This is a genomic window from Mesobacillus jeotgali (assembly GCF_900166585.1).
GTDB lineage: Bacteria > Bacillota > Bacilli > Bacillales > Cytobacillaceae > Mesobacillus > Mesobacillus jeotgali_A.
Map to the genome: position 1 here is coordinate 2,307,526 of NZ_FVZC01000009.1, position 25,520 is coordinate 2,333,045.

A 25,520-nucleotide genomic window follows, 5' to 3' on the forward strand; every position below is an offset into this window, starting at 1 on the left:
TAGCCATTTCTACAAAAGAATCAATATTCCCTTAGCGATTGCGGCCGTGCAGGAATTCAAGCAATCCATCGAGATCAAGTGCATTCAGGACTGATGATTCCTTAATCCAGCCTTTCCGGGCCGCCGTTACGCCGATTCCCATATGTTCCAGTGTATCTACTTTGTGGGCGTCTGTATTGATGACAATTTTAACGCCTTCATCCTGAGCTTTTCTTAAATATTCCGATGCCAGATCAAGCCTGTTCGGATTGGCATTCAGCTCAAGTGCCGTATTCGTTTCTTTTGCCAGCTTGATCAGCATATCGATATCAACAGGATACCCTTCTCTTCGGCCTATCAGCCTTCCTGTTGGGTGAGCGATGATATCAACATGTGCATTCTCCAAAGCCGTTTTCAGGCGGTTCATGATTTTTTCGGTTGGCTGTGAAAAAGAGGAATGGATCGATGCGATGACCAGGTCCAGTTCAGCAAGCAAGTCATCCTCAAAATCCAGGGAGCCGTCCGGTAAAATATCCATTTCGATACCTGTTAAAATTGTGAAGTCTTCGTATTTCTTATTCAGTTCTTTCACTTCTTCTATTTGCTTCCTTATACGGTCCGGTGTCAGTCCATTCGCTATCTTCAGATACTGGGAATGGTCGGTTATGGCCATGTATTTATAACCCCTGGCCATACATTCCATAGCCATTTCTTCAATCGAATGCCCGCCATCGCTCCATGTCGAATGCATATGAAGATCACCTTTTATAGCGTCAAGAGTGATGAGTTTCAGGTCTTTTTTGTATAACTCAACCTCCGAGCCGTCTTCCCGCAATTCTGGAGGAATAAAAGGAAGGCCAAAATATTGATAAAATTCCTCTTCCGACTTGAAAGTAGAAACTTCACCCGTTTCTACATTCTCCACGCCATATTCGCTGATTTTCTCTCCCTTTTCCTTAGCAAGCTGCCTCATTCTTACATTGTGATCTTTTGACCCGGTAAAATGATGGAGAGCGGTTGCGAATTCTTCTGGATCGACAAGCCGGAAATCCACATTCACATCATAGTCAAGTCCAAGAGTAACAGAAACCTTCGTGTCGCCAGCGGCAATGATTTCTTTGATTTTCGGGAGTTTGACCAATTGATCCTTCACAGCGGACGGGTTGGCGGAAGCGATGATGAAATCGAGATCCTTGATTGTCTCCCTCATCCTTCGCAGGCTTCCGGCTCTTGAAAATTGTTCGATACTCTCTATCTTTTGAAGATATGATTCAATTAATTCAGCAACTGGAAGCATGTAGGCGAGAGGAAGCCTCTCCGGTCTTGTGCCAAAGTTTTCAATTGCAGCAAGGATTTTTTCTTCTGATTTTTTTCCAAAGCCAGCAAGATTACGAATCTTCCCAGCACTTGCCGCTTCCTCAAGATCATGGATACTCTCTACACCCAGCTCTTTATAAAGCTTGGCAATCTTTTTGCCTCCCATTCCCGGAAGCTGCAGAAGCGGAATGAGACCGCTTGGCACCTCTTCCTGCAATTCCTTTAACTCGGTCGACTGTCCTGTTTCCATAAACTCCAGAATGACTCCTGCTGTCCCTTTTCCGATACCTTTGAGTTCAGTAAGGTCTCCCATTTCCGACATGGTGCGCTCATCACCCTCTAGAGCAGCTGCAGCCTTGCGGAATGCGGATACTTTAAATGGGTTCTCCCCTTTTAATTCCATATATATAGCGATCGTTTCAAGCAATTGCACGATATCTTTTTTATTAACAGACACGATGTCCACCTGCCTTTTCTTTTCTGAACCGGTTTTCCAAGCCGGTCTTGGCCATTGTCTCTATTTTATAGAAAACAAGCTCCACTGTGAAATTAAATGAAACTATTTCGTACGGATAAAAAAAACTCCTCCGCAAAAGAGAAGTTATGCAGCCATGTATTCAATCCAAAGCTGTTTTATTTGCTGGGAGAATACCGGTGTATTTTTTATGATATTTTCGGCTAGAATTGAATCGTTCAAAGGTCCCTGGATCGCCTGGATCGGCAGCAGGGCCGCGATGTAGAGGACGATAAACAGAAGCAGGTATACTTCTATAAATCCGAGGAATCCTCCTGCCCAGACATTCAGCTGCTTCAGGATCGGAAGATGTGCTACAAAATCGAGCATCGAACCGATGATTTGGAGCAGGATTTTCACAGCGAAGAAGATGACAGCAAAAGCTATTGCACGATAATAGGCATCTTCTAAATTCGCATTCTCAAATAGGAGATTCAATGTAGTATTGCTGCCGAGGTTTGGATATGGAATCCATAGAGTCAGCTTGGGAGCAAGCTGATCATAATATATGTACGCCACAATGAAGGCAGCGATAAAGCCAGCCAAATGGATGGTTTGCAGGATGAACCCCCTCTTCAGTCCTACAATGAAGCCCATGACCAATATAGCCAAAACAGCAAGATCAAGCATGAATTTTTCAGTCCTTTAACCTTTTAATTTCCGCTTCGAGCGATTCAACACGATCTTTCATTTTTATGTAATCATTAACAGCATTCACGGCTGTCAATACAGCTAATTTACTAGTATCAAGTGAAGGATTCGCTGAACCGATTTCTCGCATTTTATCGTCTACCATTGAGGCAATGAGCCGGATATGGCTGGTGCTTTCAATGCCGACTATTGTATACTGCTGGCCATATATAACGACAGTCGACCGATTTTTTTTTGTGTCTGACAACATTTATGCCCCCATTCATAAGAATCCTATTTTATACTATAACATGAACGTAAAAAGCTGGGAAGTATTTGCCGGCCTGAACTATATGTTTTTTGGAAGAAAATGTCTAACATTAACAGGGAGTGTAGAACCATGGGAAATAGTGTCCTTCAAAAAAGTCCGGAAGAAATCAGAAAGATGAAAGATTATTACAGCAAGTTCCTGATTGATAAGCTTCCGCCCGGCAGTGTATTTGCCGCAAAAACACCTTCCTGTGCGATCACTGCCTATAAATCAGGAAAAGTATTGTTCCAGGGAAAAGACGGAGAGAGTGAAGCAGCAAGATGGGGCACCGCAACAGCGCCTTCAGCGAAAAAAAGCGCTGCTCCTGCTCCAGGATTCCACTTGCCTAAAAATATCGCAGAAATGGCCATCATCGGTTCAGATGAAGTTGGCACCGGAGACTATTTCGGTCCGATCACCGTCGTTGCTGCTTATGTAAGGCGGCAGGATATACCGGTTCTCAAAGAGCTCGGTGTCCAGGATTCCAAAAATCTCAAGGATGATAAAATCATCGAGATTGCGAGACAGCTCGTTACCTTTTTACCTCATAGCCTGCTGACATTACATAATGAAAAATATAACCAGATGCAAATGAAGGGCATGTCCCAGGGAAAACTAAAGGCCCTGCTGCACAACCAGGCAATCAGCCATGTTCTCGACAAAATTGCCCCGGAAAAACCAGAAGCCATCTTAATTGATGAATTTGCAAAAGAGCCTATCTATTTCGCGCATTTAAAAGGACAAAGGAAGATCATCCGCGAGAATGTCCTGTTCAGTACAAAAGCTGAAGGAATCCATCTCGGTGTTGCGGCCGCATCCATGATTGCCCGCTATGCGTTTGTCCGCCATTTTGAGAACCTCAGCAAGCGAGCAGGATTTACAATCCCGAAAGGTGCCGGAGCAGCTGTTGATAAGGCAGCGGCCAGGTTGATCATCGAAAAGGGTGTAGAAGTCCTGCCTGAATTCGTCAAGCTTCATTTTGCGAATACCGAAAAAGCTAAGAAGATTGCACGCGTGTAGCGGGAGCTGGAAACTTGAAAATTTCTCGGGTGTAGATCTGGGAACTGGAAAAAACGAGTTGTTTTTTCCAGTTCGCGGAATTGTTGGTTGTTTTCGCGGGATTATGGGAGACTTTCGCGGAATCCGGGTCAGTTTTAGCGGAATCATGCTGTAGTTCCGCGGGAATCTTCAGCAGAATCGCGGTATCCCACTTGCTAGCAGAGTACTAAAGCTATAAATGACTGATATTATAGTGAAATTCTCAGGAAGTTAGCTATTCATCTAGAATTCATGGTCTCTAAACCCATATTAACGCGATCCTAACTCACAAAACATATTAAAAAGGCAGCCCGCGGGCTGCCTTTTCCTATTTATCCTCTTAATACTGCTCCTGCTTTTTCTTCAAGGGCTGAAAGGACTTTATTGTGTGCTTTCGCAATATCTTCATCCGTTAATGTTTTTTCAGGATCGAAGTATTTCAATGAGAAGGCAAGTGATTTCTTGCCCTGCTCCATTTTTTCACCTTCGTAAAGGTCGAAAACATTCACTTCCTTCAAAAGTGAACCACCTGCTTCAGTTATAATCTTTTCCAGATCGCCTGCAGCCGTTGCTTTTTCAACAACAAGTGCGATATCTCTTGTGATTGATGGGAAGCGCGGGATTGCTGTGTATTGAAGCGGCGCTGTCTCGGCTTCGAGTAATGCTTTAAGCGACAGTTCAAATACATATGTCTCTTTCAGGTCAAGCGCTTTTTGCATGGTTGGGTGAACCTGGCCGATGAAGCCGATCACATTGCCGTCCTGCAGGATTTCGGCAGTGCGTCCAGGGTGCAATCCATCGAGCACAGCCTTTTGGAATCCGAGCTGGCCATCAAGGCCAAGTTTGGCAAACAGCCCTTCGACGATTCCTTTAAGTACGAAGAAATCAACAGGCTTCTTTTCACCCTGCCATGGATGGCTTTCCCATAGGCCGGTAATTGCAGCAGCCAGGTGCTCACGCTCTTCTGGAAGCTCCTCATTGCTGTTCTTAAGGAAGACTGCTCCTGTTTCATAAACAGCCACACTGTCGTTCTGTCGTGCATTATTGTACTTAAGCACTTCCAGCAGCTGAGGCACGATACTCAGGCGCAGCAGGCTGCGGTCTTCGCTCATCGGCATTGCCAATTCCACTGGTTCGCGCTTATCCAAAGCATATTGTGTTGCTTTTTCAGCGCTTGTCAGTGAATAAGTTACAGCCTGGTAAAGTCCGGCACCTTCCATAAAACGGCGGACGACACGGCGCTTCTTCTGGTAATCAGAAAGATGTCCTGGCGTTGAAGGTCCTTCAGGAAGAGTAGTTGGGAGGTTGTCGTAGCCATACAGGCGGCCAACTTCCTCGATTAGATCTTCTTCGATTGTAATATCACCGCGGCGTGTAGGAACAGTTACGGTGATCGTCTGGTTGTCGACGGATGTATCGAACTTCAGGCGGGCAAAAATGTCCTCAACCTGCTTCATTTCAAATTCTGTACCAAGAACTTTATTGATTTTACCAAGCGTTGTGGAAACGACTGCCGGCTTAACATTTAAAGCATCCGCTTCTACAACACCGCCAAGCACTTCTCCGCCAGCCAGTTCAATCATCAATTGAGCCGCGCGTTCGGCAGCCGGGCGCACTCGTTCAGGATCAACGCCTTTTTCATAGCGTGAGCTTGCTTCGCTTCGTAAACCATGGTCTTTAGAAGCTTTTCTGATCGCCCCGCCGGTAAAATAAGCAGACTCCAGCAGTACAGTGGTTGTATCGCTGCTGACTTCAGAATTCGCTCCGCCCATGACGCCCGCAAGCGCCACAGGCTCTGTTCCGTTGGTAATGACCAGATGTTCAGGATTTAAAGTACGTTTCACATCATCAAGCGTTTCAATCAATTCGCCATCCCTGGCACGGCGGACAAGGATCTCTTTAGAACCGAGCTTATCGTAATCGAACGCGTGAAGCGGCTGTCCATACTCCAATAAAATAAAGTTGGTAATATCCACTACATTATTGTGAGGGCGAATGCCAGCAGACATCAATCTCGTTTGCAGCCATACTGGTGATGGACCGACTTTCACATTCTTGATTACCTTTGCCACGTATAATGGATTATCTTCTTTTGCTTCAACAGTTACATTGATATAGTCGCTTGCCTGTTCAGAAGAAGTTTCCGGCTGTGGATTTGGAATTTTTACCTCTTTGCCGAGAATTGCACCTATTTCGTACGCGACACCAAGCATGCTCATGGCATCTGCACGGTTTGGCGTCAAGCCAAGCTCAAGGATTTCATCATCCCTGTTAAGGACTTCAAGGGCATTCTGGCCGACTTCTGTTTCTGGTGAGAAATTATAGATTCCCTCAGCATATTCTTTTGGAGCCAGCTTGCCTTCAATACCCAACTCCTGCAGGGAACAAATCATCCCATGTGACTCTTCGCCGCGGAGTTTTGCTTTTTTGATCTTGAAGTTGCCAGGCAGGACAGCACCTACCGTCGCAACCGCAACCTTCTGGCCTTTACCGACATTTGGTGCGCCGCAAATGATTTGGACTGGCTCGCCGCTGCCAATGTCGACGAGTGTTTTGTTCAGTTTTTCTGCATTGGGGTGCTTTTCACATTCCAACACATGGCCGACAACGACACCCTTCAAGCCTTCATTCAATTTTTCTACGCCTTCAACTTCAATGCCGCTCTTCGTAATCTTTTCAGCAAGCTCATCCGCGGATACGCCTGTCAAATCGATATAATCCTGCAGCCATTTATATGATACCAACATGGTTATACCCTCCTAATACTTATTCTTCAACTGAAAATTGCTTTAAGAATCGGACATCGTTTGTGTAGAAATGACGTATGTCATCCACTCCGTATTTCAGCATTGCAATCCGCTCAGGTCCCATGCCAAAAGCGAAGCCAGTGTATTTCTTTGAATCGTAGCCTGCCATTTCAAGTACATTCGGGTGAACCATTCCTGCACCGAGAATCTCAATCCAGCCTGTTCCCTTACACACGCTGCAGCCTGATCCTCCGCAGATTTTGCAGGAAATATCCATTTCGACGGATGGCTCCGTGAATGGGAAGAAGCTTGGGCGCAGACGAATTTCGCGATCTTCGCCAAACATTTTCTTTGCAAAAACTTCAAGTGTACCTTTCAGATCACTCATCCTTACATTCTCATCGACGACAAGGCCTTCAATTTGCATGAACTGGTGTGAGTGGGTCGCATCATCGTTATCCCGGCGATAAACTTTACCAGGGCAAATGATTTTTACAGGACCTTTGCCCTGATGCTTTTCCATCGTCCTTGCCTGAACAGGTGAGGTATGTGTACGCATCAGCGTTTCTTCTGTAATGTAAAATGAATCCTGCATATCACGTGCAGGGTGTCCTTTTGGAAGGTTCAGCGCTTCAAAGTTGTAATAGTCTTTTTCAACTTCAGGACCTTCTTCGACTGTGTAACCCATGCCGATGAAAAGATCTTCGATTTCTTCGATAATGCTTGTGAGCGGATGATGGCTGCCAGTCTTTACAGGTCTGCCTGGAAGGGTAACATCAATTTCTTCGGCTGCCAATTGCTTTTGTACCGCTGCTTCCTCAAGCTCTTTTTGCTTTACTTCAATCTGTCCAGAAATTGCATCACGTACTTCATTAGCCAGGGCACCCATTTTCGGTCTTTCTTCGGCCGATAACTTGCCCATTCCTTTCAAAACTTCCGTTATTGGACCCTTTTTCCCCAGATAGGAAACGCGAATATCATTCAATTCTTTTAGGTCTGCTGCAGCTGCTACTTTTTCAAGAGCCTCAGCCTGCAGTTCTTTTAGACGATCCTGCATTGGTAAATCCTCCTTCTTATTCTTCTTTTTTGAACACAAAAAGACCTCATCCCGGATAAAGGGACGAGGTCTTGGTTTCGCGGTACCACCCTTTTTAACAGGCAATACAATATGTATCACGTGTTCGCTTCATTGAGATAACGGCATGTGCCGATGCATCTTTACGCTTCTGTAAAAGCGGTCCCGATGCCAACTCTGGAGGTGAACTTCGCTTGCCTGTTCCATAAAAATGCTTCCAGTCTCCGGCATTTTCTCCCTGAATGGCCATCTTCAAGCTACTTTTCTCCGTCATCGTTTTTGAAATATTAATTTTGCTGTTAATTATAGTATATTCTTTCCGCGGTATCAAATGGTTTTATGAAAAAACGAGCCTATTTTGCAGTTTTTAAATAATATAGCAAAATACCTGCCGCAACTGCGACATTCAATGATTCGCTCTTTCCGTATATCGGGATATAAAGGTTTTGAGTAGTTTTTGCCAGCAGCTCCTTTTTTACCCCGCTTCCTTCATTCCCCACCAGCAGTGCGAAGGAATGCTTGCTGCCAGCCTCAGTAAAAACAACTCCATTTTCAAGTGCCGTCCCATAAACAGGTATATTGTCGTCCTTAAGCTTGGTGACCCACTCGAAAAGATCGCCGCTTAGAACCGGCAAATGGAAGTGACTTCCCTGGGCTGAACGCAGTACCTTCGGATTATACATATCGACACTGCCTTTGCCGACTATGACGGCATCGAGCCCGGCCGCATCAGCGGTACGGATCATCGTGCCAAGATTCCCCGGATCCTGAACAGAATCAATCAGAAGATAGGTCTTCCCATTTGGAATGTGCTGCTGTGGCTGACGGCACACAGCGAAAATGCCCTGAGTTGTTTCGGTATCGGCAAGCTGACGGCTGATATCGTCAGTCACAACCGTTACAGAGATCGAGCCGTAATCCAGGCCAGGCGGCAATTCCGTTTTTTCGCTTAAAATGATTTCTTCAACATCGTCTTTTTTCGTAAGTGCTTCTTCGACTAAATGGAAGCCCTCGACAAGGAACATTCCGGACTTATCACGTTCTTTTCTTGTCTTTAACTTTTTCCATTGTTTTACTTGCGGATTTTTATCAGATTGAATGTACTTCAATTCTGGCTCTCCTTTATTATGGCTTGTTCAATTTTACTATTATAGCTCAAAACGGATACATAATAAAACCAAAATTGTAAAACCTAAAAACAGTAATGGACATTTGAAAGGAGTTTGAGCAAGGATGAACCTAAACCTTAGAAACGCTGTCATATCAAATGTAGCAGGAAATACACAAGACGAGTTGAAAGACACAATCGTCGACGCAATCCAAAACGGCGAAGAAAAAATGCTTCCGGGACTTGGAGTTTTGTTCGAAGTAATCTGGCAGAACGCCTCTGAAGAGGAAAAACAGGAAATGTTGAATGCACTGGAAGAAGGATTGAAAGGAAAGCAATAAGTTAGCAAGGACTCCTTTATTTTTGAGGAGTTCTTTTATTTTGGTGCGGATGCCGGGAGAGAGGGAGCTAAAGGACTTATAAATGAACAAACAAAAGGTGTCCAGGAAACCAGTTTTCACTGATTTTCTGAACACCTTCATCTTTTTATTCGAAAGTAATCTTTTCGACTGTTTCTTTATCAAGACGCTTAATAACTTCTACGATCAGCTTTACTGCGTTTTCGTAATCGTCACGGTGAAGCATTGCAGCGTGTGAGTGGATATAGCGTGTCGCAATCGTGATTGATAACGCCGGTACACCACGGTGTGTCAGATGGATAGCACCAGAGTCTGTTCCTCCGCCAGCGACAGCATCGAACTGATATGGAATGTTCAACTCATCAGCTAAGTCTGTAACAAAATCGCGTAGGCCTTTATGAGAAACCATTGAAGCATCATAAATGATGATTTGCGGACCCTCACCCATTTTACTTAAAGCTTCTTTTTCAGTAACTCCTGGAGTATCGCCAGCAATACCTACATCAACGCCGAAACCGATATCAGGTTCAATCATCTGGGCAGAAGTCTTTGCCCCTCTGAGTCCAACCTCTTCCTGAACTGTTCCAACCCCATATACCACGTTAGGATGCTCTGCGTCCTTGAGTCCCTTTAAGACATCGATGGCAATCGCACAGCCGATACGGTTATCCCAAGCTTTAGCAAGAAGCATTTTCTCATTGTTCATGACGGTGAATTCAAAGTAAGGAACCACCATGTCCCCAGGAGTAACTCCCCATTCCTTCGCTTCTTCACGGCTTGATGCACCGATATCGATGAACATATCCTTGATATCAACCGGCTTTTTGCGAGCTTCCGGAGGCAGGATGTGAGGCGGTTTAGAACCGATTACCCCTGTGATATCGCCTTTTCGAGTCACAATTGTCACGCGCTGTGCAAGCATGACCTGGCTCCACCAGCCGCCGACTGTCTGGAAGCGGATGAATCCTTTGTCATCAATGCTTGTCACCATGAAGCCTACCTCATCTAGATGGCCGGCAACCATGATTTTCGGGCCATTCGCATCTCCAACCTTCTTGGCTACAAGGCTGCCTAGTCCGTCAGTCGTTACTTCATCAGCGAATGGAGTTATGTATCTCTTCATTACTTCCCTTGGCTCACGCTCATTGCCGGGAATGCCTTTTGCATCGGTTAAATCTTTTAGCATTGTCAATGTTTCATCTAATTTAGCCATTATTTCGACTCCCTTAATATGTAGTTTCGTTTTTTATTATACTAGACGTGCTGGATATTGTACAAAAAATTCTGCCTAATACCCTTTTTGCTGCCTATCATAATTTACTTCATTTTTCGCAATATATGCCTGTTCGATTTGGTCTTCACTTAAACCAAGCAGCTGGGCAAGCTTCATATAACCCTGGAATAATTCCAGGTAGGACTCCCTGCTGCGGCTGTTCCTGAATTTTTGCACACAGTTGTAAATTGCCAGGAACTGACCGGTTGTATCGATTTCAATGGATGCGCCTTGCATAATAGATTCCACATCATCAAAACCACACTCAATCCCAAGCGATAGGATAAAATGAACACCATCCACAAATTCCTCTAGTATGACATCTATTTCAGACGACGGTTTCACACTCCAGAATTTAAAGCACCTCGTCTCATTCGCAAGCTCGCCTATTTCAACAAGCAATGCAAGGACCTTGCGATCAAATAAATCTTCATTCTCTATCTGATGGTGCGACTCAATATGGCTGTCGAGTGCTTTTTGCATTTTAAATAGTGTGATCGTATTCATTATTTGACTTCACCCCGTAAATTTTTAACTTGATAGCAGAGCTCGTTGTTCTGACAGCTTCAGGATAATTCTCGACCAAACTTGCTCACTTTGGACAGCTTTTCTCCCTTTGCCCTCAAACCTGTCCAAAGTTGGACTTACTTCTGACAGCTTTTCTCCCTTTGCCCTCAAACCTGTCCAAAGTTGGACTTACTTTTGACAGCTTTTCTCCCTTTGCCCTCAAACCTGTCCAAACTTCGACTTACTTCTGATAGCTTTTCTTCCTTTGCCACCAAACCTGTCCAAACTTGGACTTACTTTTGACAGCTTTTTTCCCTTTGCCCCCAAACCTGTCCAAAGTTGGACTTACTTCTGACAGCTTTTCTCCTTTTGCCACCAAACCTGTCCAAAGTTCACCTTACTTCTGACAGCTTTTCTCCCTTTGCCACCAAACCTGTCCAAAGTTCACCTTACTTCTGACAGCTTTTCTCCCTTTGCCCTCAAACCTGTCCAAAGTTGGACTTACTTCTGACAGCTTTTCTCCCTTTGCCACCAAACCTGTCCAAACTTCACCTTACTTCTGACAGCTTTTCTTCCTTTGCCTCCAAACCTGTCCAAAGTTGGACTTACTTCTGACAGCTTTTCTTCCTTTGCCTCCAAACCTGTCCAAAGTTGGACTTGCTTCTGACAGCTTTTCTCCCTTTGCCCCCAAACCTGTCCAAAGTTGGACTTACTTCTGACAGCTTTTCTCCCTTTGCCCTCAAACCTGTCCAAAGTTGGACTTACTTCTGACAGCTTTTCTCCCTTTGCCACCAAACCTGTCCAAAGTTGGACTTACTTCTGACAGCTTTTCTTCTTCTGACAGCTTTTCTTCCTTTGCCACCAAACCTGTCCAAACTTCGACTTACTTCTGACAGCTTTTTTCCCTTTGCCCCCAAACCTGTCCAAAGTTGGACTTACTTTTGACAGCTTTTCTCCCTTTGCCCCCAAACCTGTCCAAAGTTGGACTTACTTCTGACAGCTTTTCTTCCTTTGCCCCCAAACCTGTCCAAAGTTGGACTTGCTTCTGACAGCTTTTCTCCCTTTGCCCTCAAACCTGTCCAAAGTTGGACTTGCTTCTGACAGCTTTTCTCCCTTTGCCCTCAAACCTGTCCAAAGTTCACCTTACTTCTGACAGCTTTTCTTCCTTTGCCACCAAACCTGTCCAAAGTTGGACTTACTTCTGACAGCTTTTCTCCTTTTGCCACCAAACCTGTCCAAACTTCAGCTTGCTTCTGACAGCTTTTCTCCCTTTGCTCCCAAACCTGTCCTAACTTCGGCTTGCTTCTCACAGCTTTAGTAAAAAAAGTATATATCAATTATAAATTTGTTGAAACTATTTGGAAACTCATCCGTAAATAAGGAAAGTTCGCATTGGAGGGGCAGTCATGATTCTGCTTTTACGTCTGATTTTATTGCTTTTATTCATTTTCCTGATATACAGCGGAGTGAAGTATGTATTCCACCCGAAACGTAAGCTGGAGCTTGCTCACGAGCAGAAGCGCTTTTTCTTACTGGATGACCCGGACAATGTCCGCAAGAATTTCCTGTTGACTTACAAAGGTGTTTTGTTTGAGGGTGAAAAGTATCTTGGTACGACTCCTTCTGCATTTGAGGTCGTCTCCATTTTCATTTGGCCTAAGAAAACTTCTGCATTGAAGGGGCTTGTGCTTGAGGATTTTCAAATCATTGAACGAAAGATCCGTGAGAGCTACCCTGTAGCCAAAATTGACTGGAAAAGCCCGATTAAGGAATTCATGGCGAATCATGGGCCGGATGAGGAATAAAAAATATCAAAGCGTCCGAATCATTTCGGACGCTTTTCCTATTGGCTCGTATCAAAAAATTCACGCCATTTTATAAGGGTGATTTTCTCTCGAAACAGATAGGCCAGCAACAAAAGTCCGATCATCAGCAAGCTCCCCGCCAGTGCATCAAACTCTCCCACACTCTTCCCGAAAACTGTAAAAAAGATAACGAATGGTATATTGGTTATGAATGAAGCAATCATAAATTCTCTAAAATCTTTTTTTCGCTCGTACAGGCAAAAGCTCAGCAGCTGATAGTGAATCACCGGTATAAGTCTCAACAGCGCGACCTGCAGGACGGTCAACTCCCTGAAGCGTCCTACCAGATGCTTTTTAATCCTGCTTAATCTGTCCATAGTCTCAGGAAGTTTTTTCACAAAAAAGTAAAACAAAATACTCGCTCCTGTCAAACCAATGAGAGAATAGAGGATTCCCGGAACTGTTCCAAACACAATACCGCCAGCGATGCAGACCACCGAAGGAGGAATAAAAACAAACTGGCGAAAAACATGAAAAAGTATAAACAATACAGGTGCAAACCAGCTTCCTGATTCACCGATAACCAGCAGCAATGTCCATGCCTCTTCCATTACTGTCACCTGCCCGGGTTTTCAGATTTGTAATAGCTTATAAAATCGCCCGAGCTGTTATGCCAATAGCATAAAGAAATATATATAAATACCAATCTCTATAATCGCAAGGGCAGGCAGACCATACTTGAACTGCGAATGCTTTGTTTTATGCCTGAAATGCTTCATTCCAGTAGCTGCTCCAATCGCTCCCCCAAAAAAAGCAACATTCCACAGTGTTTTTTCACTGATCCGGTACTGGTTATTCATTGCCCTCTGCTTATCTGCGCCCATCAGGATAAAAGCTGCCAGATTGATAAGACTGACAAATCCAGTTAAAATCATTATTTCCATTCTCACACATCCCTCATAAACGGTTATGTAAATAATTATATCTTAATACTTTGGCCGACCTTAGGTAAAAAGAAAAACCATCCTCCGAAGAGAATGGTTTATCATTGATTACTTGTTGAATTGTTGCTTAGCTGTATCAGCCAATTGAGCGAATGCTGCTGCATCGCTAACTGCAAGCTCAGCAAGCATCTTGCGGTTCACTTCGATACCTGCAAGCTTAAGGCCGTGCATTAAACGGCTGTAAGAAAGACCGTTCATGCGAGCTGCTGCATTGATACGAGCGATCCAAAGTTTGCGGAAGTCGCGCTTCTTCTGGCGACGGTCGCGGAATGCATACATTAGGGATTTCATAACCTGCTGGTTAGCAACTTTGTATAATGTATGTTTAGAACCGTAATAACCTTTAGCTAATTTGATAACTTTTTTACGACGCTTGCGCGTAACTGTACCGCCTTTTACACGTGGCATGTAATTTCCCTCCTATATAAATCGAGATTGCTCGAGTTTACTTAATGTTGTCAAGCATGTGACGAATACGTTTGAAATCGCCCTTAGAAACAATTGCAGATTTGCGAAGCTTACGCTTAGCTTTTGTAGACTTGTTAGCAAATAAGTGGCTAGTGTAAGCGTGTGAACGCTTAAGCTTGCCAGTTCCAGTTTTCTTGAAACGCTTGGCAGTGCCGCGGTGAGTTTTCATTTTTGGCATAGGGACTTCCTCCTCGTTACTTGTCAGTTTTAGGTGCTAAGACCAGGAACATGCTTCGGCCATCCATTTTTGGATGCGATTCGATTGTCGCTACTTCTTTGCAAGCTTCAGAGAAGCGATCAAGAACACGCTGACCGATTTCCTTATGTGTTATAGCACGTCCTTTAAAACGGATTGATGCTTTAACTTTATCGCCTTTTTCCAAGAACTTGATAGCATTGCGAAGCTTTGTATTAAAGTCGTGCTCATCAATTGTCGGGCTAAGACGTACTTCTTTTGTTGTGATGATCTTTTGGTTCTTACGTGCTTCTTTTTCTTTCTTTTGCTGTTCGAACTTGAATTTTCCGTAGTCCATGATTCGGCCTACAGGAGGCTTCGCGTTCGGAGCAACAAGGACAAGATCAAGATTGACGCGCGCTGCGATCTCAAGAGCCTCAGCTTTGGATTTGATTCCTAATTGCTCGCCGTTTTGATCGATCAGACGAATTTCGCGAGCACGAATTCCCTCGTTTAGTAACATCGCATCTTTGCTAATAATTAGCCACCTCCAGGGTTTTATCGAATACATTGTCAAGGAGAAGAAGTACATTGCAAGGACAAAGCCTTTATCTTGCTCACACAATGACATACGATATAGTCCGTTTTTATTTTGCAATAAAAAAAGCGCAGGCGACAACACCCACACTTACGGAAACAAAATAATTAGACGTTTACGTATTACCTGCCAACAGCCCAAGTGCGTCAGCCAGGTGAGAAGCGGGTGCTTCTTCTTTCCTAAAACTTGTATTCAGTTCACTCTTGCTAATATAGCATAAAGAAATTGATGTGTCAAACGAATCACTATTCGTTAACTGCAACAAAAAGTATTGTATCAGATAGGATTACAGGCTGCAATAGTTTTTTACGCTTTACTAAAAAATTATTCTATTGAGTTCCCTATAGATTAAAATACAAAATATGTTAAATTGTCACAACCTGTTGGGTTATTTGTTGCTATAATTCAAAGTAGAATAAGTCAGAAAGCTGGTGTAGTGATGCTGATCGCAATTATTATTACAGGTGTGATCACAGGGCTGCTCGCAGGTACCGCCCTGAAGTTTTTCCGGACAGGCTACGGTTTTTCCAATGATATTGACAATAAACCGGTGAACCTCAAGTCCTGCAGAAACTGCGGCCAGAAGATACAGCGCAGCTACAGGAAAAACCTGTGCCCAACCTGTTCCAAACCTATTGAATAATATTTCATTAAAACAATAAGAGGAGCCAATCGGCCCCTCTCATTTTTATTTCTTCGCTTCTTCCCTGAATAATTCCAGGAATTCATCAAAGGGAATAGTTTCGGATTTTTGTTCACCGTATTTACGGACGTTAACTGCTTTTTCTGCAACTTCGTTGTCACCGACAACCAGCATATAAGGAATCTTTTGCATTTGCGCTTCACGGATTTTGTAGCCGATTTTTTCGTCACGGCCGTCGATTTCGACGCGGAAGCCTTCTGCTTTCAGTTTATCCTGGATTTCTCTTGCATAGTCATAATGGACTGCAGGTGAAACCGGAATGATTTGAGCCTGGACTGGAGCCAGCCATGTAGGGAACGCTCCTTTGTATTCTTCGATCAGGAAGGCCACAAAACGTTCCATAGTCGACACAACGCCGCGGTGGATGACAACCGGACGATGATGCTTGCCGTCTTCACCGATATAAGTCAGGTCGAAGCGCTCAGGAAGCAAGAAGTCGAGCTGTACAGTTGACAGAGTTTCCTCCTTGCCAAGAGCAGTTTTGACCTGGACATCCAGCTTCGGACCGTAGAAGGCCGCTTCGCCATCTGCCTCGAAATACTCTAGTCCCATCTCATCCATCGCTTCCTTAAGCATGGATTGAGCCTTTTCCCACATCTGATCATCATCGAAGTACTTTTCCTTGTCTTCAGGGTCACGGTAGGATAGACGGAAGGAATAATCATTCATGTCAAAATCCTTGTAGACTTCAAGTACAAGCTGGACTACTCTCTTGAATTCTTCCTTGATCTGGTCAGGGCGGACGAAAATGTGAGCATCGTTCAGAGTCATGCCCCGTACACGCTGCAGACCAGCAAGCGCGCCGGACATTTCATATCGGTGCATTGTTCCAAGCTCGGCAATCCTGATCGGAAGCTCCCTGTAGCTATGGATGCTATTTTTGTATACCATCATATGGTGCGGACAGTTCATCGGTCTCAAGACAAGCTGTTCATTGTCCATTTCCATGACCGGGAACATGTTTTCCTGATAGTGGTCCCAGTGGCCGGAAGTTTTGTAAAGGTCGACACTGCCCATCACAGGTGTATAAACATGGTCATAACCCAGGCTGACTTCTTTATCGACAATATAGCGTTCGATGATGCGGCGGATTGTCGCACCTTTTGGAAGCCAAAGCGGAAGTCCCTGCCCAACCTTTTGTGAGTTGGTGAAAAGATTCAGCTCTTTTCCAAGCTTGCGGTGGTCACGTTCTTTCGCTTCCTCCAGCAGCCTTAAGTGTTCTTGCAAATCTTCCTTCTTGAAAAATGCTGTTCCGTAAATACGCTGCAGCATTTTGTTGTCGCTGTCGCCGCGCCAGTAAGCGCCTGCGATGCTGAGCAGTTTGAATTCCTTCAGCTTGCCTGTCGAAGGAACATGCACTCCCCGGCAGAGGTCCACAAAATCACCCTGTTCATATAGAGTGACCTTTTCATCAGCAGGGATCGCTTCAATCAATTCAAGCTTATACGGATCACCAAGCTCCTTGAAAAACTTGACTGCATCCTCTCGGCTTACTTCTTTACGGACAATCTCGATGTTCTCATTAATGATTTTCTTCATTTCCTTTTCAATTTCCGGTAAGTCTTCCGGAGATAAGGAATGTTCCATGTCGATATCATAGTAGAAGCCGCCTTCGATTACTGGCCCTACTCCAAGGTTCACATCTTTATACATACGCTTGATTGCCTGTGCCATTAAGTGAGCTGAACTGTGGCGCAGAATTTCAAGTGCTTCAGGATGGTCTGGAGTGACGATTTCGATTGCTGCATCCTGCTCAATCGGTCTGCGGAGATCATAAGGCTTCCCGTTCACCATACCGGCAATGGCTTTCTTCTTTAGGCCCGGGCTGATTGAACTGGCAATGTCTTCAGTTGTTGTGCCTGCCGGAAACTCCTTCACTGCTCCATCTGGAAACGAAATCTTTAACATGTCTGCCATTGGCTTTTCCTCCTTTTCGAATATGGCGCAATTATTGCGCAAAAAATAAAAAAACCCGCCCCTGAAACAGGGACGAGTTTGATCACACGTGGTTCCACCCAATTCCCACCCTTGCGCAAAAAATTCACGCATGAATGGCTCTGGTTGAGATAACGGCTTCTGCCGCCAGCCAATACTTGCCATAAAGGCGTTCACAGCTGGAGTTCAGAGGTGGTAAGCGTATCTTAAGTGTTAGGAAGTTTTCAGCCGTGCCTTCCCTCTCTGCAAACCTTTCAAGAATGCCCATGTCCTCATCATTACATTTACTATTCGTTTATTATGTACGTAATTATAGTTTGTAATGTTTTGAAAATCAAGTGGGCTATCGTATATTTTCATGATCCTCATTCAAAAAATTCAACTTTTCTTCTTCAAACGCGGATATTGAATTAATCTGGACCCGTTCTTCAAACAGGTTGATTATGGTTCGCACTAAAGGCTGCTGCGCATCGTCGGTATACAGGTAAATGATTTGCGGGGCGATGGACAGCAATGGCGCGATTGTTCCGGAATCGACGTAGACTGGGTGATTGACAAGCAATCTCCGGTCAATCGTTTTGAACAGTTCGCTCCTTTTCATTTCCGTGAATCGCTGGTTAAAGAATGCCATGTTTTCATCAATCACCAAATATAAATAAGGCATTTGCGGTTTTCTATCCTTCAAAAAACTTCTTAAAGTATGCAGGAATACCTGGTACTCCTGCTCCATCTTATACTCATCAATTGCCACCTCTACCCATTTCGAAAGCTGCTCGAAGTAGGTCTTCAGCCTGAACATCACAAAGGAGTCAAACGAAAACGAGACCCTCTCATCGAGAATTTCATTAATTAAGTTTTTAATGATTCCTTGCTCTTCGTCCACCTCCATAAAAGGTGCCAGATCTTTTCTGTTCCCTTCCATGACAGAGTAGATGATATCAAGGATTTGGTCTTGCTCTTCACTCTCTGTGTAAAAATAAGATTCCGCCAGAATGTTTCTGAGCCATTCCTCCCGTTTCACCTTCAAAATAAACTCATAAACACATTGTTTCAGTTCAAATAATGTGCCCTTCAGATAAAAATCCCCTGGAATCTGCACTCTATTTCGATCTTCATTTAGAAGAATTGAATTCTTTTCCTGCAATGAAGCAAGCCTGGCGACTAAGTGGTGGTAAAAATTCCAGGCATCCTGCTTTTTTTGGAAGATGATTTCAATCAACCATATCCCCCCTTATAAATATTCCCTGATTATATATATGGGGGACTTGGACAATTTAGAAGCATCCAAATGGCAGGTGAAGGATTTAACCAAAAAAAATATGCTGCAGCCTGGTTCGCTGCAGCATATGTTTAAATTCTTCGATTCTTGCCCTCTACCTTTACCGGTTGTGCAAGATATTTGATACGTTCCATGATCCTTGCTGCCTTCAGCTGCTCCTCTTCTCCTCTCTGACTGTGCGTCAGATGATGCTCGAGGCCTTTAAGGTCAAAGTTGGAAGTAAAGAAGGTTGGAAGATTCTCGAGCATCCGGAATTGCAGTATTGTCCCAAGGATTTCATCCCTGGCCCAGCTGCTCATCGTTTCAGCCCCGATATCATCGAGCATAAGGACATTGGCCTTTTTAATTGCCTCAAGCTTGTCGTTGACCGAATGATCACCAATCGCATTTTTCATTTCCCTGAAAAATTCCGGCACATATACAATCAAGGAACTGACCTGTTTCTCCGCCAATTCATTAGCTATTGCTCCAAGCAGATATGATTTGCCTGTACCGAACGGGCCGTGAAGAAACAAGCCCTTCTGCTTCTGGCCGGATTCATAATTCTCAATAAAGTCCTTTGCCATTTTGATTGCCTTGAATCTTCCTGAGTCATCGAGCTCAATATCCCCGAACGACGCATTCAGGATCTCCTTCGGCACATAGATACTGTTGATGAGGCGTGCGTTCTTTTGCTGCTCATCATAGAGGACTTTCTTTTTACAGCGATCATATTTAACATCAATATAATTCCCTTTGATAAAAAGCTGAGGTTCATACCCCTTGATCATATTCCTGCAGGCTGCTAGGCTCTCACATTTCTCACAGTCCTTGCTCTGGTTGGCAAACTCATATAGCTTTGACATGCTGCCATCAAGCATTTCCCGAGTAATATAATCCGCATTCTCATCCAGGAACTCCTTTATACGCTGATCCTGCATAACCTGTCTTTTGAGCGATTCATACCGTTCCTGGAAGTTCTGGTTATTTGCCAGCTTTTTTAGGGTTTCATTTATGTTTTGCAAATGAGTCACCTCCCGGATTTAAATTTCTTAAGTTCTTCTTCAAGCTTTTTCTTTTCTAATTCAAAATCAGGATCCGCTTCTCCAACAGATGTATCTTGCTGATTTGGTCCATCCTCGCGTTTTTTCTCAAACCAGTCCGGCAGAACTTCTTTACGGACAGGTTTCCGTTTTCCTGATGAAGCGGGAACTTTTTTGCCTTCAGCCCAATCAAGATATTGTCTGTGTTCATTTTTAGCCAGCTGCATCGCATCCCTGACAGTAGAGATCTTCTTCCTCGACCAGTGGCTGGCAATCTTCTCAATGTAGCCCTTTGTCAGCTTCATATCCGTTTTGATCATAACGTATTGAACTAAAACATTTATAACACCGGGCAGCAGCTTTTGCTTGAACATTATTTCTTCGATGATCTGCAAATCGGCTTTCGACGGCTCGGCACCCCCTGAAAAGTCAATCAGCAGCTGTCTAGGAGAAGTTTTTTCAAAATAAACAACCAGTTCCTCTTCTTTCGTCCTGGGCTTTTCTATCCCTGCTTTGTACTGGACAGGGTGGGTACGGTCGAGAAGTGCAGGCAGCTGGTCCTGATATTCAAATTGATACCAGTCCCGGGCTGCCTTCCTTAACTCATCGATATCTATTTCATTCTCAGCCGTCAATGCGCTTAAGACGATATTCTTCATTTTCAATGCATCAATACCATAAAGGAAAGCAAGATTGCTGATCGCTTCTCTGACCTTCGGCGTGAAAGCCTTTTTCGGGATCAGGGATTCCTGCAGACCGCCCAATAACAAATCGAAATTAAACTCGGAAAGGTCAATTTGGATTTTTGAAGCTTCTTCCCTTCCAATAAAGGATTTCCCCTCTCCCGCATCAAGGTCAGGAGCTGAATCTTCATTATGGATAAGAGCCTGTGGGGGCACGGAAAGGAACACATCCTGAAAAGCCTTGGTAATTTCAGAATATCCTGGCTCCGCCCCGGTTGTTTTATCACTGAAAAACCGTTTCAACCGCAAAAACTGATTCTTTCCAACCTTTCGATACAAATAAACATTCAACATGCCATCTAGGAAAAATTGTTCAGGGGTCAGCGGAGGCTGTAATTCATAAATGAACGAACGGCCATCCTCACTGTTTTTTACATAAGTCTTCAATAGCCCCATACCCTCAAGCTTTTGGCGTGCCTGATATATTTCCTTCAGGTTCATATCCATGATCGTCATCAGATTATGATGGGTACCCGATTGTGACCAGAGGCGGTTTTCTTCAAGTTCAGCCCATAGGGTCATATAAAGGCTCAAACAAGCTGGCCCAATCAAAGGCTGGTACAAAAAAGTGAGCACCTTGCGATCATACTCATGCAGCAAGCCGCCAGATGCAACGATATACTGGTCCACAGGCAAAGTCTCCTGCCAATGCTGAGCCATCCTTTCCCCTCCACTCTGTCTGGTTTAGTCATTGCTGATACTATTTGAAAACAACACGTTTTAACTATTGCGTCTTAAAAAGAGCTGAAGTTTCCTTCAGCTCCTTCAAATAAAAAGTGCAAGCGCTTTGTTCATCCCCGACAAGCGCTGCCCGCCTAATAACGCCACGTCCTGTGGCTGGAGGGTCTAGCACATCGTGTGCCACGGAGGGCCGGCCAGTGAAGCTGTTGTTTGACTTCATTGGGCGGCCTGAAATCGAAAAGTATAGCCGACTGCCCGGAAACGCAGAAACTGTAGACTCCGACAAAGAAGCGCTCTTTGCTTCTGCGGGCGTAGTTGAAGTTTCCAAGTTTCTAGGAAGTGACACTAAACAAGCGGCTCGAGCTGCTCAAAGCTAACGCTTATCGCTAGATACTCGAGGCAGCACTTTCGAGGATGAAACTGGCTAGGCGCAGGAGCAAGATTATATAGTTATCCTGAGCTCCGAGTCTTATGATTGTTCTTTTTTTATTAACTCTTTCAATTCATCGATAAATACATTGATATCCTTAAACTGACGGTAAACAGATGCGAAGCGGACATAGGCGACTTCATCGATCTTTGCCAGCCTGTCCATCACCATTTCCCCAACGGCTTCGCTCTTTACTTCTGAAACTCCATGGCTGCGGAGTTCTTTTTCCACCTCAGAAACCAAATCCTCGAGCTCTTTCAGGGCCACAGGTCTCTTCTCACATGCTTTCAGCAAGCCGCGCAGAAGTTTTTCCCGATTGAACTCCTCGCGTGTACCTTCTTTTTTCACGACTATTAAAGGAATTTCTTCAACCTTCTCAAAAGTGGTAAAGCGAAAGCCGCACGCTTCACATTCACGTCTCCGTCGAATTGATCGGCTATCATCAACCGGTCTTGAATCAAGAACCCGGGTAGAGTTATTTTGGCAAGTTGGACATTTCATCTCGATCAGCTCCGAATATTTTGAAATATAGAATGAGCGAAGGACCATTCGCTTTTCCACCAATACGTCCATAAGCATTATCCTTACTATTATCTTATAAAAAAGATGGTGGCGGGACAAGAGGAACTATCGATTTCCATATTTACCTGATCCAATGAATGTGTGTGTTTTGTCCAGTTTTTCATATATTTTGATCAGTTCTTGCTTAAGGGCAGGATTCATGCCTGCCAGAGAAAACTTCTCGGTGGATATATGTAAATCAACCGCTGTCTCATAAGGTTTTGTTGTGATGACAGTCACTGTTAAGAAAGATGGCAGCCTGCCGTTTAATTCTGCAGAGATTTCTCCATGTTCTTTTGATACACTTGTGATTCTTGCTGAAGGATCCGCTTTCAGCAGGTCCTCAATTGACTGGAACATCTGGTTGAAATTTGCTTTATAATAACGAGTCCGCAATTGTTCATCCCTGTTGTTTTCACTCGTGCCGCTGAATTTCTCGAATCTTCCTGTAATGGATTTTAAAAAAGACATCAAAAATCCTCCTGCATCTTATTTCTATTTATAGTTTACCTTAACTTTGGAACAAAATAAAAAGAGGTGTATCGCTACACCCCTGGTAATTTTTCATATTTTCAATTATAGTGCTTTAGCTTGTGCCTGCTTTACATGCACAGGGCCCATGCCGCGCGGAAGTTCGATGTTCTCGCGAGTTTGTGCACTAAGAGCTTCAGCAATATAGTCAGCTGCAATATTAGGATCAAGATCGCCGCAAGTGTAAACATCAATGCTGGCGTACCCGTGTTCTGGGAAGCTGTGAATAGTTAAATGAGATTCAGAAATGATGACAACACCGCTGACACCTTGTGGCGCAAATTTGTGGAATGCCACTTCGCGGATTTCAGCACCTGATTTTAACGCAGCTGAAACGAAAGTTTGTTCAATAAAATCCATATCATTCAATTTTTCAAAATCGCAACCCCAAAGTTCAGAAATTACATGACGACCCATTGTTTCCATATTCAATTTCCCCCTCTAACAATATTAGAATGAAGTTCCTAGTTTCAATGGTATCTTAACTACCACGGGGGAAAGTTAGTCCAGAGAGGTCCTAACCCTTTAAGTAGCCAATTGGTACCGTTATTAAGAAGTTCACGATGACTAGTATACTTTGTTTATATTTTTTTTGCAACACATGAAACAAATTTTTTTCTTGAATTACAGCCTATTTTCTAGAAGGTTTTTAGATAGCCATTTTAGAAGTTTGATTACGTGAAAAAAGCCTGCCGGGATTAACCGGCAGGCCTTCAGCATATCAATTTATCCTACACTCAATTTTGCAGAAGAAGACAAGGCTTGTGCCACATGCTTTGTCAGATCTACAACTCTGCTTGAGTAACCCCATTCATTATCATACCATGCAAGTACCTTCACCTTATTTGCGCCAATGACCATTGTAGATAGACCATCAATGATGGCTGAGTGTTCGTTGGTGTTAAAATCAATCGATACAAGCGGATCTGTTGTGATATCCAGGACCCCGCTCAACTTCCCTCTTGCAGCAGAATAAAACGCATCGTTCACTTCATCTACGGTTACTTCACGTTTCAGGTCAACAACCAGGTCAACAAGTGAAACATTAGGTGTTGGCACCCTTAGTGCCATGCCATGAAGCTTTCCTTTCAACTGAGGAAGCACTAGTGATAGTGCCTTTGCCGCTCCTGTGGAAGTCGGAATGATTGATTGGCCGCAAGAACGCGCCCTGCGCAAATCCTTGTGCGGATTGTCGATATTATTTTGATCATTTGTGTAGGCATGGACAGTTGTCATCAAGCCGTTTTCAATCCCGAATGTATCATCCAGCACTTTTGCAACTGGTGCCAGGCAGTTGGTTGTACATGATGCATTTGAAATGATGTCATGCACTTCAATATTTAATGCGCTTTCATTTACACCCATAACAATCGTTACATCTTCATTTGTGCCTGGTGCAGTCAAAATGACTTTAGTTGCGCCTGCATCCAGATGAAGTGCTGCCTTATCACGCGAATTGAATTTCCCAGTAGCTTCTATGACAATATCAATCTTCATTTCTTTCCATGGAAGCTCAGCAGGATTTCTATTGCTTAGCAGTTTAACTGTTTTCCCATTTACCACTAGGTGATCATCAGCTGGAATGACTTCCCCCGCAAATTGACCATGTGTTGAATCATATTTAATTAAATGCGCCAGTGTTTCAGCTGGGTAGCTCGCATTAATCGCTACAATCTCAAGATTTTCTTCAAGAATGGCTCTTCTGAAAACCATTCTGCCAATTCTCCCAAAACCGTTTATCGCTATTCTCGCCTTCATTGTACGGCCCCTTCCGAATTAGTGTTATACTTAATAACCCCTTGTTATGGTATTAGTATAACATATTAAATTTTATTTGTGATATATAAACTGCACACATTTTAAATTTAAAATAATTCTGATAATAATGCCTGCGAGGTCAGTTATAACCACGAATGGTTAGGATATGTTCAGATAACGTGTTTATTTTAATACAAACAAGAGTAAATCATCAGAAAACCAGGAGTATACTGGGCAACCGGGAATTTTTGAGAGAAACCAGGATCATAAATCCGCTCAATTAAAAATACCTGAGGTCCAGCCGTTTAACTTCAGGTATTTTCCATTCCAATAAAAAAAGAGCCATGGTAAGGCTCTTCAAATTCCCCATTTTCTTAAAATCTCCATTAATTGGCGCCTTGATTGCTCAATGCTTCCACTGTTATCAATAATTTCATCTGCCAAATCAACTTTATCCTTCAAGGGCATCTGTGATTTAATCCTGGAAAGGGCTTCATCTTCGGAAAAATCATTCCTCGCCATCAGCCTTTGAAGCTGTGTTTTCTCATCCACAAAAACGACGATGATTTTCTCGACCAGGCTGGTGAGCCTGCTTTCAAACAGCAGCGGTATATCCATGACAACTGCTTTTTCATTTGCCGCTTCTGCTGCCTGTCTCTTTTCGGCCATGCGCTCGCGTACAGCAGGATGGACAATCGAATTGAGCAGCAGTCTTTTTTCCTCATTGTTAAAAATAATCGCCCCTAGGGCAGGACGATTGATTGTGCCATCCTCATCTAAAATTCCCTTGCCAAAATGGCTGACAATATCATTGTATGCTTGTTCTCCTGGTTCGACAGCAAGCCTTGCTTCAATATCGGCATCGATCACAGTGATGCCCAGTTCAGTGAACATTGATGATACGGTGCTTTTGCCGCTTGCTATTCCTCCTGTTAATCCAATGATTAATGACATCTCTATTATCCTTTCA

At 43.8% G+C, this 25,520-nt stretch carries 28 protein-coding genes and 2 other annotated features; of the genes, 5 read left to right on the plus strand and 23 right to left on the minus strand.

The window, feature by feature from the left end; genetic code table 11:
• Window positions 1-31 precede the first annotated feature (31 nt).
• The 3 genes from polX to zapA form a co-directional block, all read right to left on the minus strand.
• Window positions 32-1,753, minus strand: coding sequence for a DNA polymerase/3'-5' exonuclease PolX (gene polX, locus B5X77_RS21720; protein WP_079509983.1), 1,722 nt, complete (start codon window positions 1,751-1,753; stop codon window positions 32-34).
• Between the two features lie 144 nt (window positions 1,754-1,897).
• A complete protein-coding gene (locus tag B5X77_RS21725) occupies window positions 1,898-2,440 on the minus strand; it encodes a CvpA family protein (protein WP_079509984.1) in 543 nt (180 codons plus the stop codon).
• Window positions 2,441-2,447: 7 nt separating this feature from the next.
• Window positions 2,448-2,708 carry a cell division protein ZapA gene (gene zapA, locus B5X77_RS21730; protein ID WP_079510345.1) on the minus strand — a complete coding sequence of 87 codons (261 nt, stop codon included), beginning with the start codon at window positions 2,706-2,708 and terminating at the stop codon, window positions 2,448-2,450.
• Window positions 2,709-2,840: 132 nt separating this feature from the next.
• Here zapA and rnhC point away from each other — a divergent pair, with 132 nt between their 5' ends.
• Window positions 2,841-3,770 carry a ribonuclease HIII gene (gene rnhC, locus B5X77_RS21735; protein ID WP_079509985.1) on the plus strand — a complete coding sequence of 310 codons (930 nt, stop codon included), beginning with the start codon at window positions 2,841-2,843 and terminating at the stop codon, window positions 3,768-3,770.
• A 350-nt stretch (window positions 3,771-4,120) separates the two neighbouring features.
• Here rnhC and pheT read toward each other — a convergent pair whose 3' ends face one another.
• From pheT to B5X77_RS21755, 3 genes are all read right to left on the minus strand, one after another.
• Window positions 4,121-6,535: a phenylalanine--tRNA ligase subunit beta gene (gene pheT / locus B5X77_RS21740; RefSeq protein WP_079509986.1), complete on the minus strand. Its 2,415-nt coding sequence runs from the start codon at window positions 6,533-6,535 to the stop codon at window positions 4,121-4,123.
• 19 nt (window positions 6,536-6,554) lie between these two features.
• Window positions 6,555-7,592 (minus strand): phenylalanine--tRNA ligase subunit alpha, encoded by a 1,038-nt coding sequence (gene pheS, locus B5X77_RS21745; protein ID WP_079509987.1) that lies wholly within the window; start codon window positions 7,590-7,592, stop codon window positions 6,555-6,557.
• 56 nt (window positions 7,593-7,648) lie between these two features.
• Window positions 7,649-7,893: a binding site (T-box leader), on the minus strand.
• A 70-nt stretch (window positions 7,894-7,963) separates the two neighbouring features.
• Entirely contained in the window at window positions 7,964-8,719 is a 756-nt protein-coding gene (locus tag B5X77_RS21755; RefSeq protein ID WP_079509989.1) for a TrmH family RNA methyltransferase, read from the minus strand.
• A 124-nt stretch (window positions 8,720-8,843) separates the two neighbouring features.
• On the opposite strand from B5X77_RS21755, the gene sspI reads away from it, so the two are divergent.
• Entirely contained in the window at window positions 8,844-9,059 is a 216-nt protein-coding gene (gene sspI / locus B5X77_RS21760) for a small acid-soluble spore protein SspI (protein WP_079509990.1), read from the plus strand.
• 145 nt (window positions 9,060-9,204) lie between these two features.
• Here sspI and B5X77_RS21765 read toward each other — a convergent pair whose 3' ends face one another.
• The 3 genes from B5X77_RS21765 to B5X77_RS21775 all read right to left on the minus strand — a co-directional run bounded on the left by B5X77_RS21765 (window position 9,205) and on the right by B5X77_RS21775 (window position 11,649).
• Window positions 9,205-10,290 (minus strand): M42 family metallopeptidase, encoded by a 1,086-nt coding sequence (locus tag B5X77_RS21765; RefSeq protein ID WP_079509991.1) that lies wholly within the window; start codon window positions 10,288-10,290, stop codon window positions 9,205-9,207.
• A 75-nt stretch (window positions 10,291-10,365) separates the two neighbouring features.
• Window positions 10,366-10,857, minus strand: coding sequence for a dUTP diphosphatase (locus B5X77_RS21770; protein ID WP_079509992.1), 492 nt, complete (start codon window positions 10,855-10,857; stop codon window positions 10,366-10,368).
• A 501-nt stretch (window positions 10,858-11,358) separates the two neighbouring features.
• Window positions 11,359-11,649, minus strand: a complete 291-nt coding sequence (locus B5X77_RS21775) for a hypothetical protein (protein ID WP_079509993.1) — start codon at window positions 11,647-11,649, stop codon at window positions 11,359-11,361.
• Window positions 11,650-12,263: 614 nt separating this feature from the next.
• Between B5X77_RS21775 and B5X77_RS21785 the strand changes: the two genes are divergently transcribed.
• Window positions 12,264-12,662: a sigma-w pathway protein ysdB gene (locus B5X77_RS21785; RefSeq protein ID WP_079509995.1), complete on the plus strand. Its 399-nt coding sequence runs from the start codon at window positions 12,264-12,266 to the stop codon at window positions 12,660-12,662.
• Window positions 12,663-12,700: 38 nt separating this feature from the next.
• Here B5X77_RS21785 and B5X77_RS21790 read toward each other — a convergent pair whose 3' ends face one another.
• The 5 genes from B5X77_RS21790 to infC all read right to left on the minus strand — a co-directional run bounded on the left by B5X77_RS21790 (window position 12,701) and on the right by infC (window position 14,832).
• The gene (locus B5X77_RS21790; RefSeq protein ID WP_079509996.1) at window positions 12,701-13,273 is read right to left on the minus strand and encodes a TVP38/TMEM64 family protein; all 573 of its coding nucleotides are present in this window, start codon (window positions 13,271-13,273) and stop codon (window positions 12,701-12,703) included.
• A 57-nt stretch (window positions 13,274-13,330) separates the two neighbouring features.
• Window positions 13,331-13,606, minus strand: coding sequence for a DUF1294 domain-containing protein (locus B5X77_RS21795; protein WP_139378408.1), 276 nt, complete (start codon window positions 13,604-13,606; stop codon window positions 13,331-13,333).
• Window positions 13,607-13,714: 108 nt separating this feature from the next.
• A complete protein-coding gene (gene rplT / locus B5X77_RS21800) occupies window positions 13,715-14,074 on the minus strand; it encodes a 50S ribosomal protein L20 (RefSeq protein WP_079509997.1) in 360 nt (119 codons plus the stop codon).
• Window positions 14,075-14,111: 37 nt separating this feature from the next.
• Window positions 14,112-14,312 (minus strand): 50S ribosomal protein L35, encoded by a 201-nt coding sequence (gene rpmI, locus B5X77_RS21805; RefSeq protein WP_023627047.1) that lies wholly within the window; start codon window positions 14,310-14,312, stop codon window positions 14,112-14,114.
• 16 nt (window positions 14,313-14,328) lie between these two features.
• Window positions 14,329-14,832, minus strand: a complete 504-nt coding sequence (gene infC / locus B5X77_RS21810; protein ID WP_139378409.1) for a translation initiation factor IF-3 — start codon at window positions 14,830-14,832, stop codon at window positions 14,329-14,331.
• Window positions 14,833-14,963: 131 nt separating this feature from the next.
• Window positions 14,964-15,090 (minus strand) — a sequence feature (ribosomal protein L20 leader region).
• 256 nt (window positions 15,091-15,346) lie between these two features.
• Here infC and B5X77_RS21815 point away from each other — a divergent pair.
• Window positions 15,347-15,550, plus strand: coding sequence for a hypothetical protein (locus B5X77_RS21815; RefSeq protein WP_079509998.1), 204 nt, complete (start codon window positions 15,347-15,349; stop codon window positions 15,548-15,550).
• 45 nt (window positions 15,551-15,595) lie between these two features.
• On the opposite strand, the gene thrS is transcribed toward B5X77_RS21815, so the two are convergent.
• The 4 genes from thrS to B5X77_RS21835 form a co-directional block, all read right to left on the minus strand.
• Window positions 15,596-17,527, minus strand: coding sequence for a threonine--tRNA ligase (gene thrS / locus B5X77_RS21820; protein WP_079509999.1), 1,932 nt, complete (start codon window positions 17,525-17,527; stop codon window positions 15,596-15,598).
• A gap of 361 nt (window positions 17,528-17,888) precedes the next feature.
• The gene (gene ytxC / locus B5X77_RS21825) at window positions 17,889-18,764 is read right to left on the minus strand and encodes a sporulation protein YtxC (RefSeq protein ID WP_079510000.1); all 876 of its coding nucleotides are present in this window, start codon (window positions 18,762-18,764) and stop codon (window positions 17,889-17,891) included.
• 131 nt (window positions 18,765-18,895) lie between these two features.
• A complete protein-coding gene (gene dnaI, locus B5X77_RS21830) occupies window positions 18,896-19,828 on the minus strand; it encodes a primosomal protein DnaI (RefSeq protein ID WP_079510001.1) in 933 nt (310 codons plus the stop codon).
• Window positions 19,829-19,833: 5 nt separating this feature from the next.
• Window positions 19,834-21,249 (minus strand): replication initiation and membrane attachment family protein, encoded by a 1,416-nt coding sequence (locus B5X77_RS21835; protein WP_079510002.1) that lies wholly within the window; start codon window positions 21,247-21,249, stop codon window positions 19,834-19,836.
• A 218-nt stretch (window positions 21,250-21,467) separates the two neighbouring features.
• Between B5X77_RS21835 and B5X77_RS21840 the strand changes: the two genes are divergently transcribed.
• Window positions 21,468-21,647, plus strand: coding sequence for a hypothetical protein (locus B5X77_RS21840; RefSeq protein ID WP_079510003.1), 180 nt, complete (start codon window positions 21,468-21,470; stop codon window positions 21,645-21,647).
• Between the two features lie 92 nt (window positions 21,648-21,739).
• On the opposite strand, the gene nrdR is transcribed toward B5X77_RS21840, so the two are convergent.
• The 5 genes from nrdR to coaE form a co-directional block, all read right to left on the minus strand.
• Window positions 21,740-22,201, minus strand: coding sequence for a transcriptional regulator NrdR (gene nrdR, locus B5X77_RS21845; protein ID WP_079510348.1), 462 nt, complete (start codon window positions 22,199-22,201; stop codon window positions 21,740-21,742).
• A 126-nt stretch (window positions 22,202-22,327) separates the two neighbouring features.
• On the minus strand, window positions 22,328-22,732 hold the full coding sequence (locus tag B5X77_RS21850; RefSeq protein WP_079510004.1) for a hypothetical protein: 405 nt from the start codon (window positions 22,730-22,732) through the stop codon (window positions 22,328-22,330).
• A gap of 105 nt (window positions 22,733-22,837) precedes the next feature.
• Window positions 22,838-23,218 (minus strand): adenosylmethionine decarboxylase, encoded by a 381-nt coding sequence (gene speD, locus B5X77_RS21855; RefSeq protein WP_079510005.1) that lies wholly within the window; start codon window positions 23,216-23,218, stop codon window positions 22,838-22,840.
• A 300-nt stretch (window positions 23,219-23,518) separates the two neighbouring features.
• Window positions 23,519-24,550, minus strand: a complete 1,032-nt coding sequence (locus B5X77_RS21860) for a glyceraldehyde-3-phosphate dehydrogenase (RefSeq protein WP_079510006.1) — start codon at window positions 24,548-24,550, stop codon at window positions 23,519-23,521.
• A 357-nt stretch (window positions 24,551-24,907) separates the two neighbouring features.
• On the minus strand, window positions 24,908-25,504 hold the full coding sequence (coaE, locus tag B5X77_RS21865) for a dephospho-CoA kinase (RefSeq protein WP_079510007.1): 597 nt from the start codon (window positions 25,502-25,504) through the stop codon (window positions 24,908-24,910).
• Between the last annotated feature and the right edge of the window lie 16 nt (window positions 25,505-25,520).

What these genes read in the sequence shown, in the direction of transcription:
- rpmI (WP_023627047.1), bottom strand. Translation starts at nt 14,312, where the DNA reads ATGCCAAAAATGAAAACTCACCGCGGCACTGCCAAGCGTTTCAAGAAA.
- B5X77_RS21770 (WP_079509992.1), bottom strand. Translation starts at nt 10,857, where the DNA reads ATGAATACGATCACACTATTTAAAATGCAAAAAGCACTCGACAGCCAT.
- B5X77_RS21795 (WP_139378408.1), bottom strand. Translation starts at nt 13,606, where the DNA reads ATGGAAATAATGATTTTAACTGGATTTGTCAGTCTTATCAATCTGGCA.
- B5X77_RS21850 (WP_079510004.1), bottom strand. Translation starts at nt 22,732, where the DNA reads ATGTCTTTTTTAAAATCCATTACAGGAAGATTCGAGAAATTCAGCGGC.
- rnhC (WP_079509985.1), top strand. Translation starts at nt 2,841, where the DNA reads ATGGGAAATAGTGTCCTTCAAAAAAGTCCGGAAGAAATCAGAAAGATG.
- thrS (WP_079509999.1), bottom strand. Translation starts at nt 17,527, where the DNA reads ATGGCAGACATGTTAAAGATTTCGTTTCCAGATGGAGCAGTGAAGGAG.
- infC (WP_139378409.1), bottom strand. Translation starts at nt 14,832, where the DNA reads ATGTTACTAAACGAGGGAATTCGTGCTCGCGAAATTCGTCTGATCGAT.
- B5X77_RS21860 (WP_079510006.1), bottom strand. Translation starts at nt 24,550, where the DNA reads ATGAAGGCGAGAATAGCGATAAACGGTTTTGGGAGAATTGGCAGAATG.
- B5X77_RS21765 (WP_079509991.1), bottom strand. Translation starts at nt 10,290, where the DNA reads ATGGCTAAATTAGATGAAACATTGACAATGCTAAAAGATTTAACCGAT.
- speD (WP_079510005.1), bottom strand. Translation starts at nt 23,218, where the DNA reads ATGGAAACAATGGGTCGTCATGTAATTTCTGAACTTTGGGGTTGCGAT.
- sspI (WP_079509990.1), top strand. Translation starts at nt 8,844, where the DNA reads ATGAACCTAAACCTTAGAAACGCTGTCATATCAAATGTAGCAGGAAAT.
- B5X77_RS21835 (WP_079510002.1), bottom strand. Translation starts at nt 21,249, where the DNA reads ATGGCTCAGCATTGGCAGGAGACTTTGCCTGTGGACCAGTATATCGTT.
- B5X77_RS21725 (WP_079509984.1), bottom strand. Translation starts at nt 2,440, where the DNA reads ATGCTTGATCTTGCTGTTTTGGCTATATTGGTCATGGGCTTCATTGTA.
- pheS (WP_079509987.1), bottom strand. Translation starts at nt 7,592, where the DNA reads ATGCAGGATCGTCTAAAAGAACTGCAGGCTGAGGCTCTTGAAAAAGTA.
- B5X77_RS21785 (WP_079509995.1), top strand. Translation starts at nt 12,264, where the DNA reads ATGATTCTGCTTTTACGTCTGATTTTATTGCTTTTATTCATTTTCCTG.
- B5X77_RS21790 (WP_079509996.1), bottom strand. Translation starts at nt 13,273, where the DNA reads ATGGAAGAGGCATGGACATTGCTGCTGGTTATCGGTGAATCAGGAAGC.
- nrdR (WP_079510348.1), bottom strand. Translation starts at nt 22,201, where the DNA reads ATGAAATGTCCAACTTGCCAAAATAACTCTACCCGGGTTCTTGATTCA.
- pheT (WP_079509986.1), bottom strand. Translation starts at nt 6,535, where the DNA reads ATGTTGGTATCATATAAATGGCTGCAGGATTATATCGATTTGACAGGC.
- B5X77_RS21815 (WP_079509998.1), top strand. Translation starts at nt 15,347, where the DNA reads ATGCTGATCGCAATTATTATTACAGGTGTGATCACAGGGCTGCTCGCA.
- coaE (WP_079510007.1), bottom strand. Translation starts at nt 25,504, where the DNA reads ATGTCATTAATCATTGGATTAACAGGAGGAATAGCAAGCGGCAAAAGC.
- rplT (WP_079509997.1), bottom strand. Translation starts at nt 14,074, where the DNA reads ATGCCACGTGTAAAAGGCGGTACAGTTACGCGCAAGCGTCGTAAAAAA.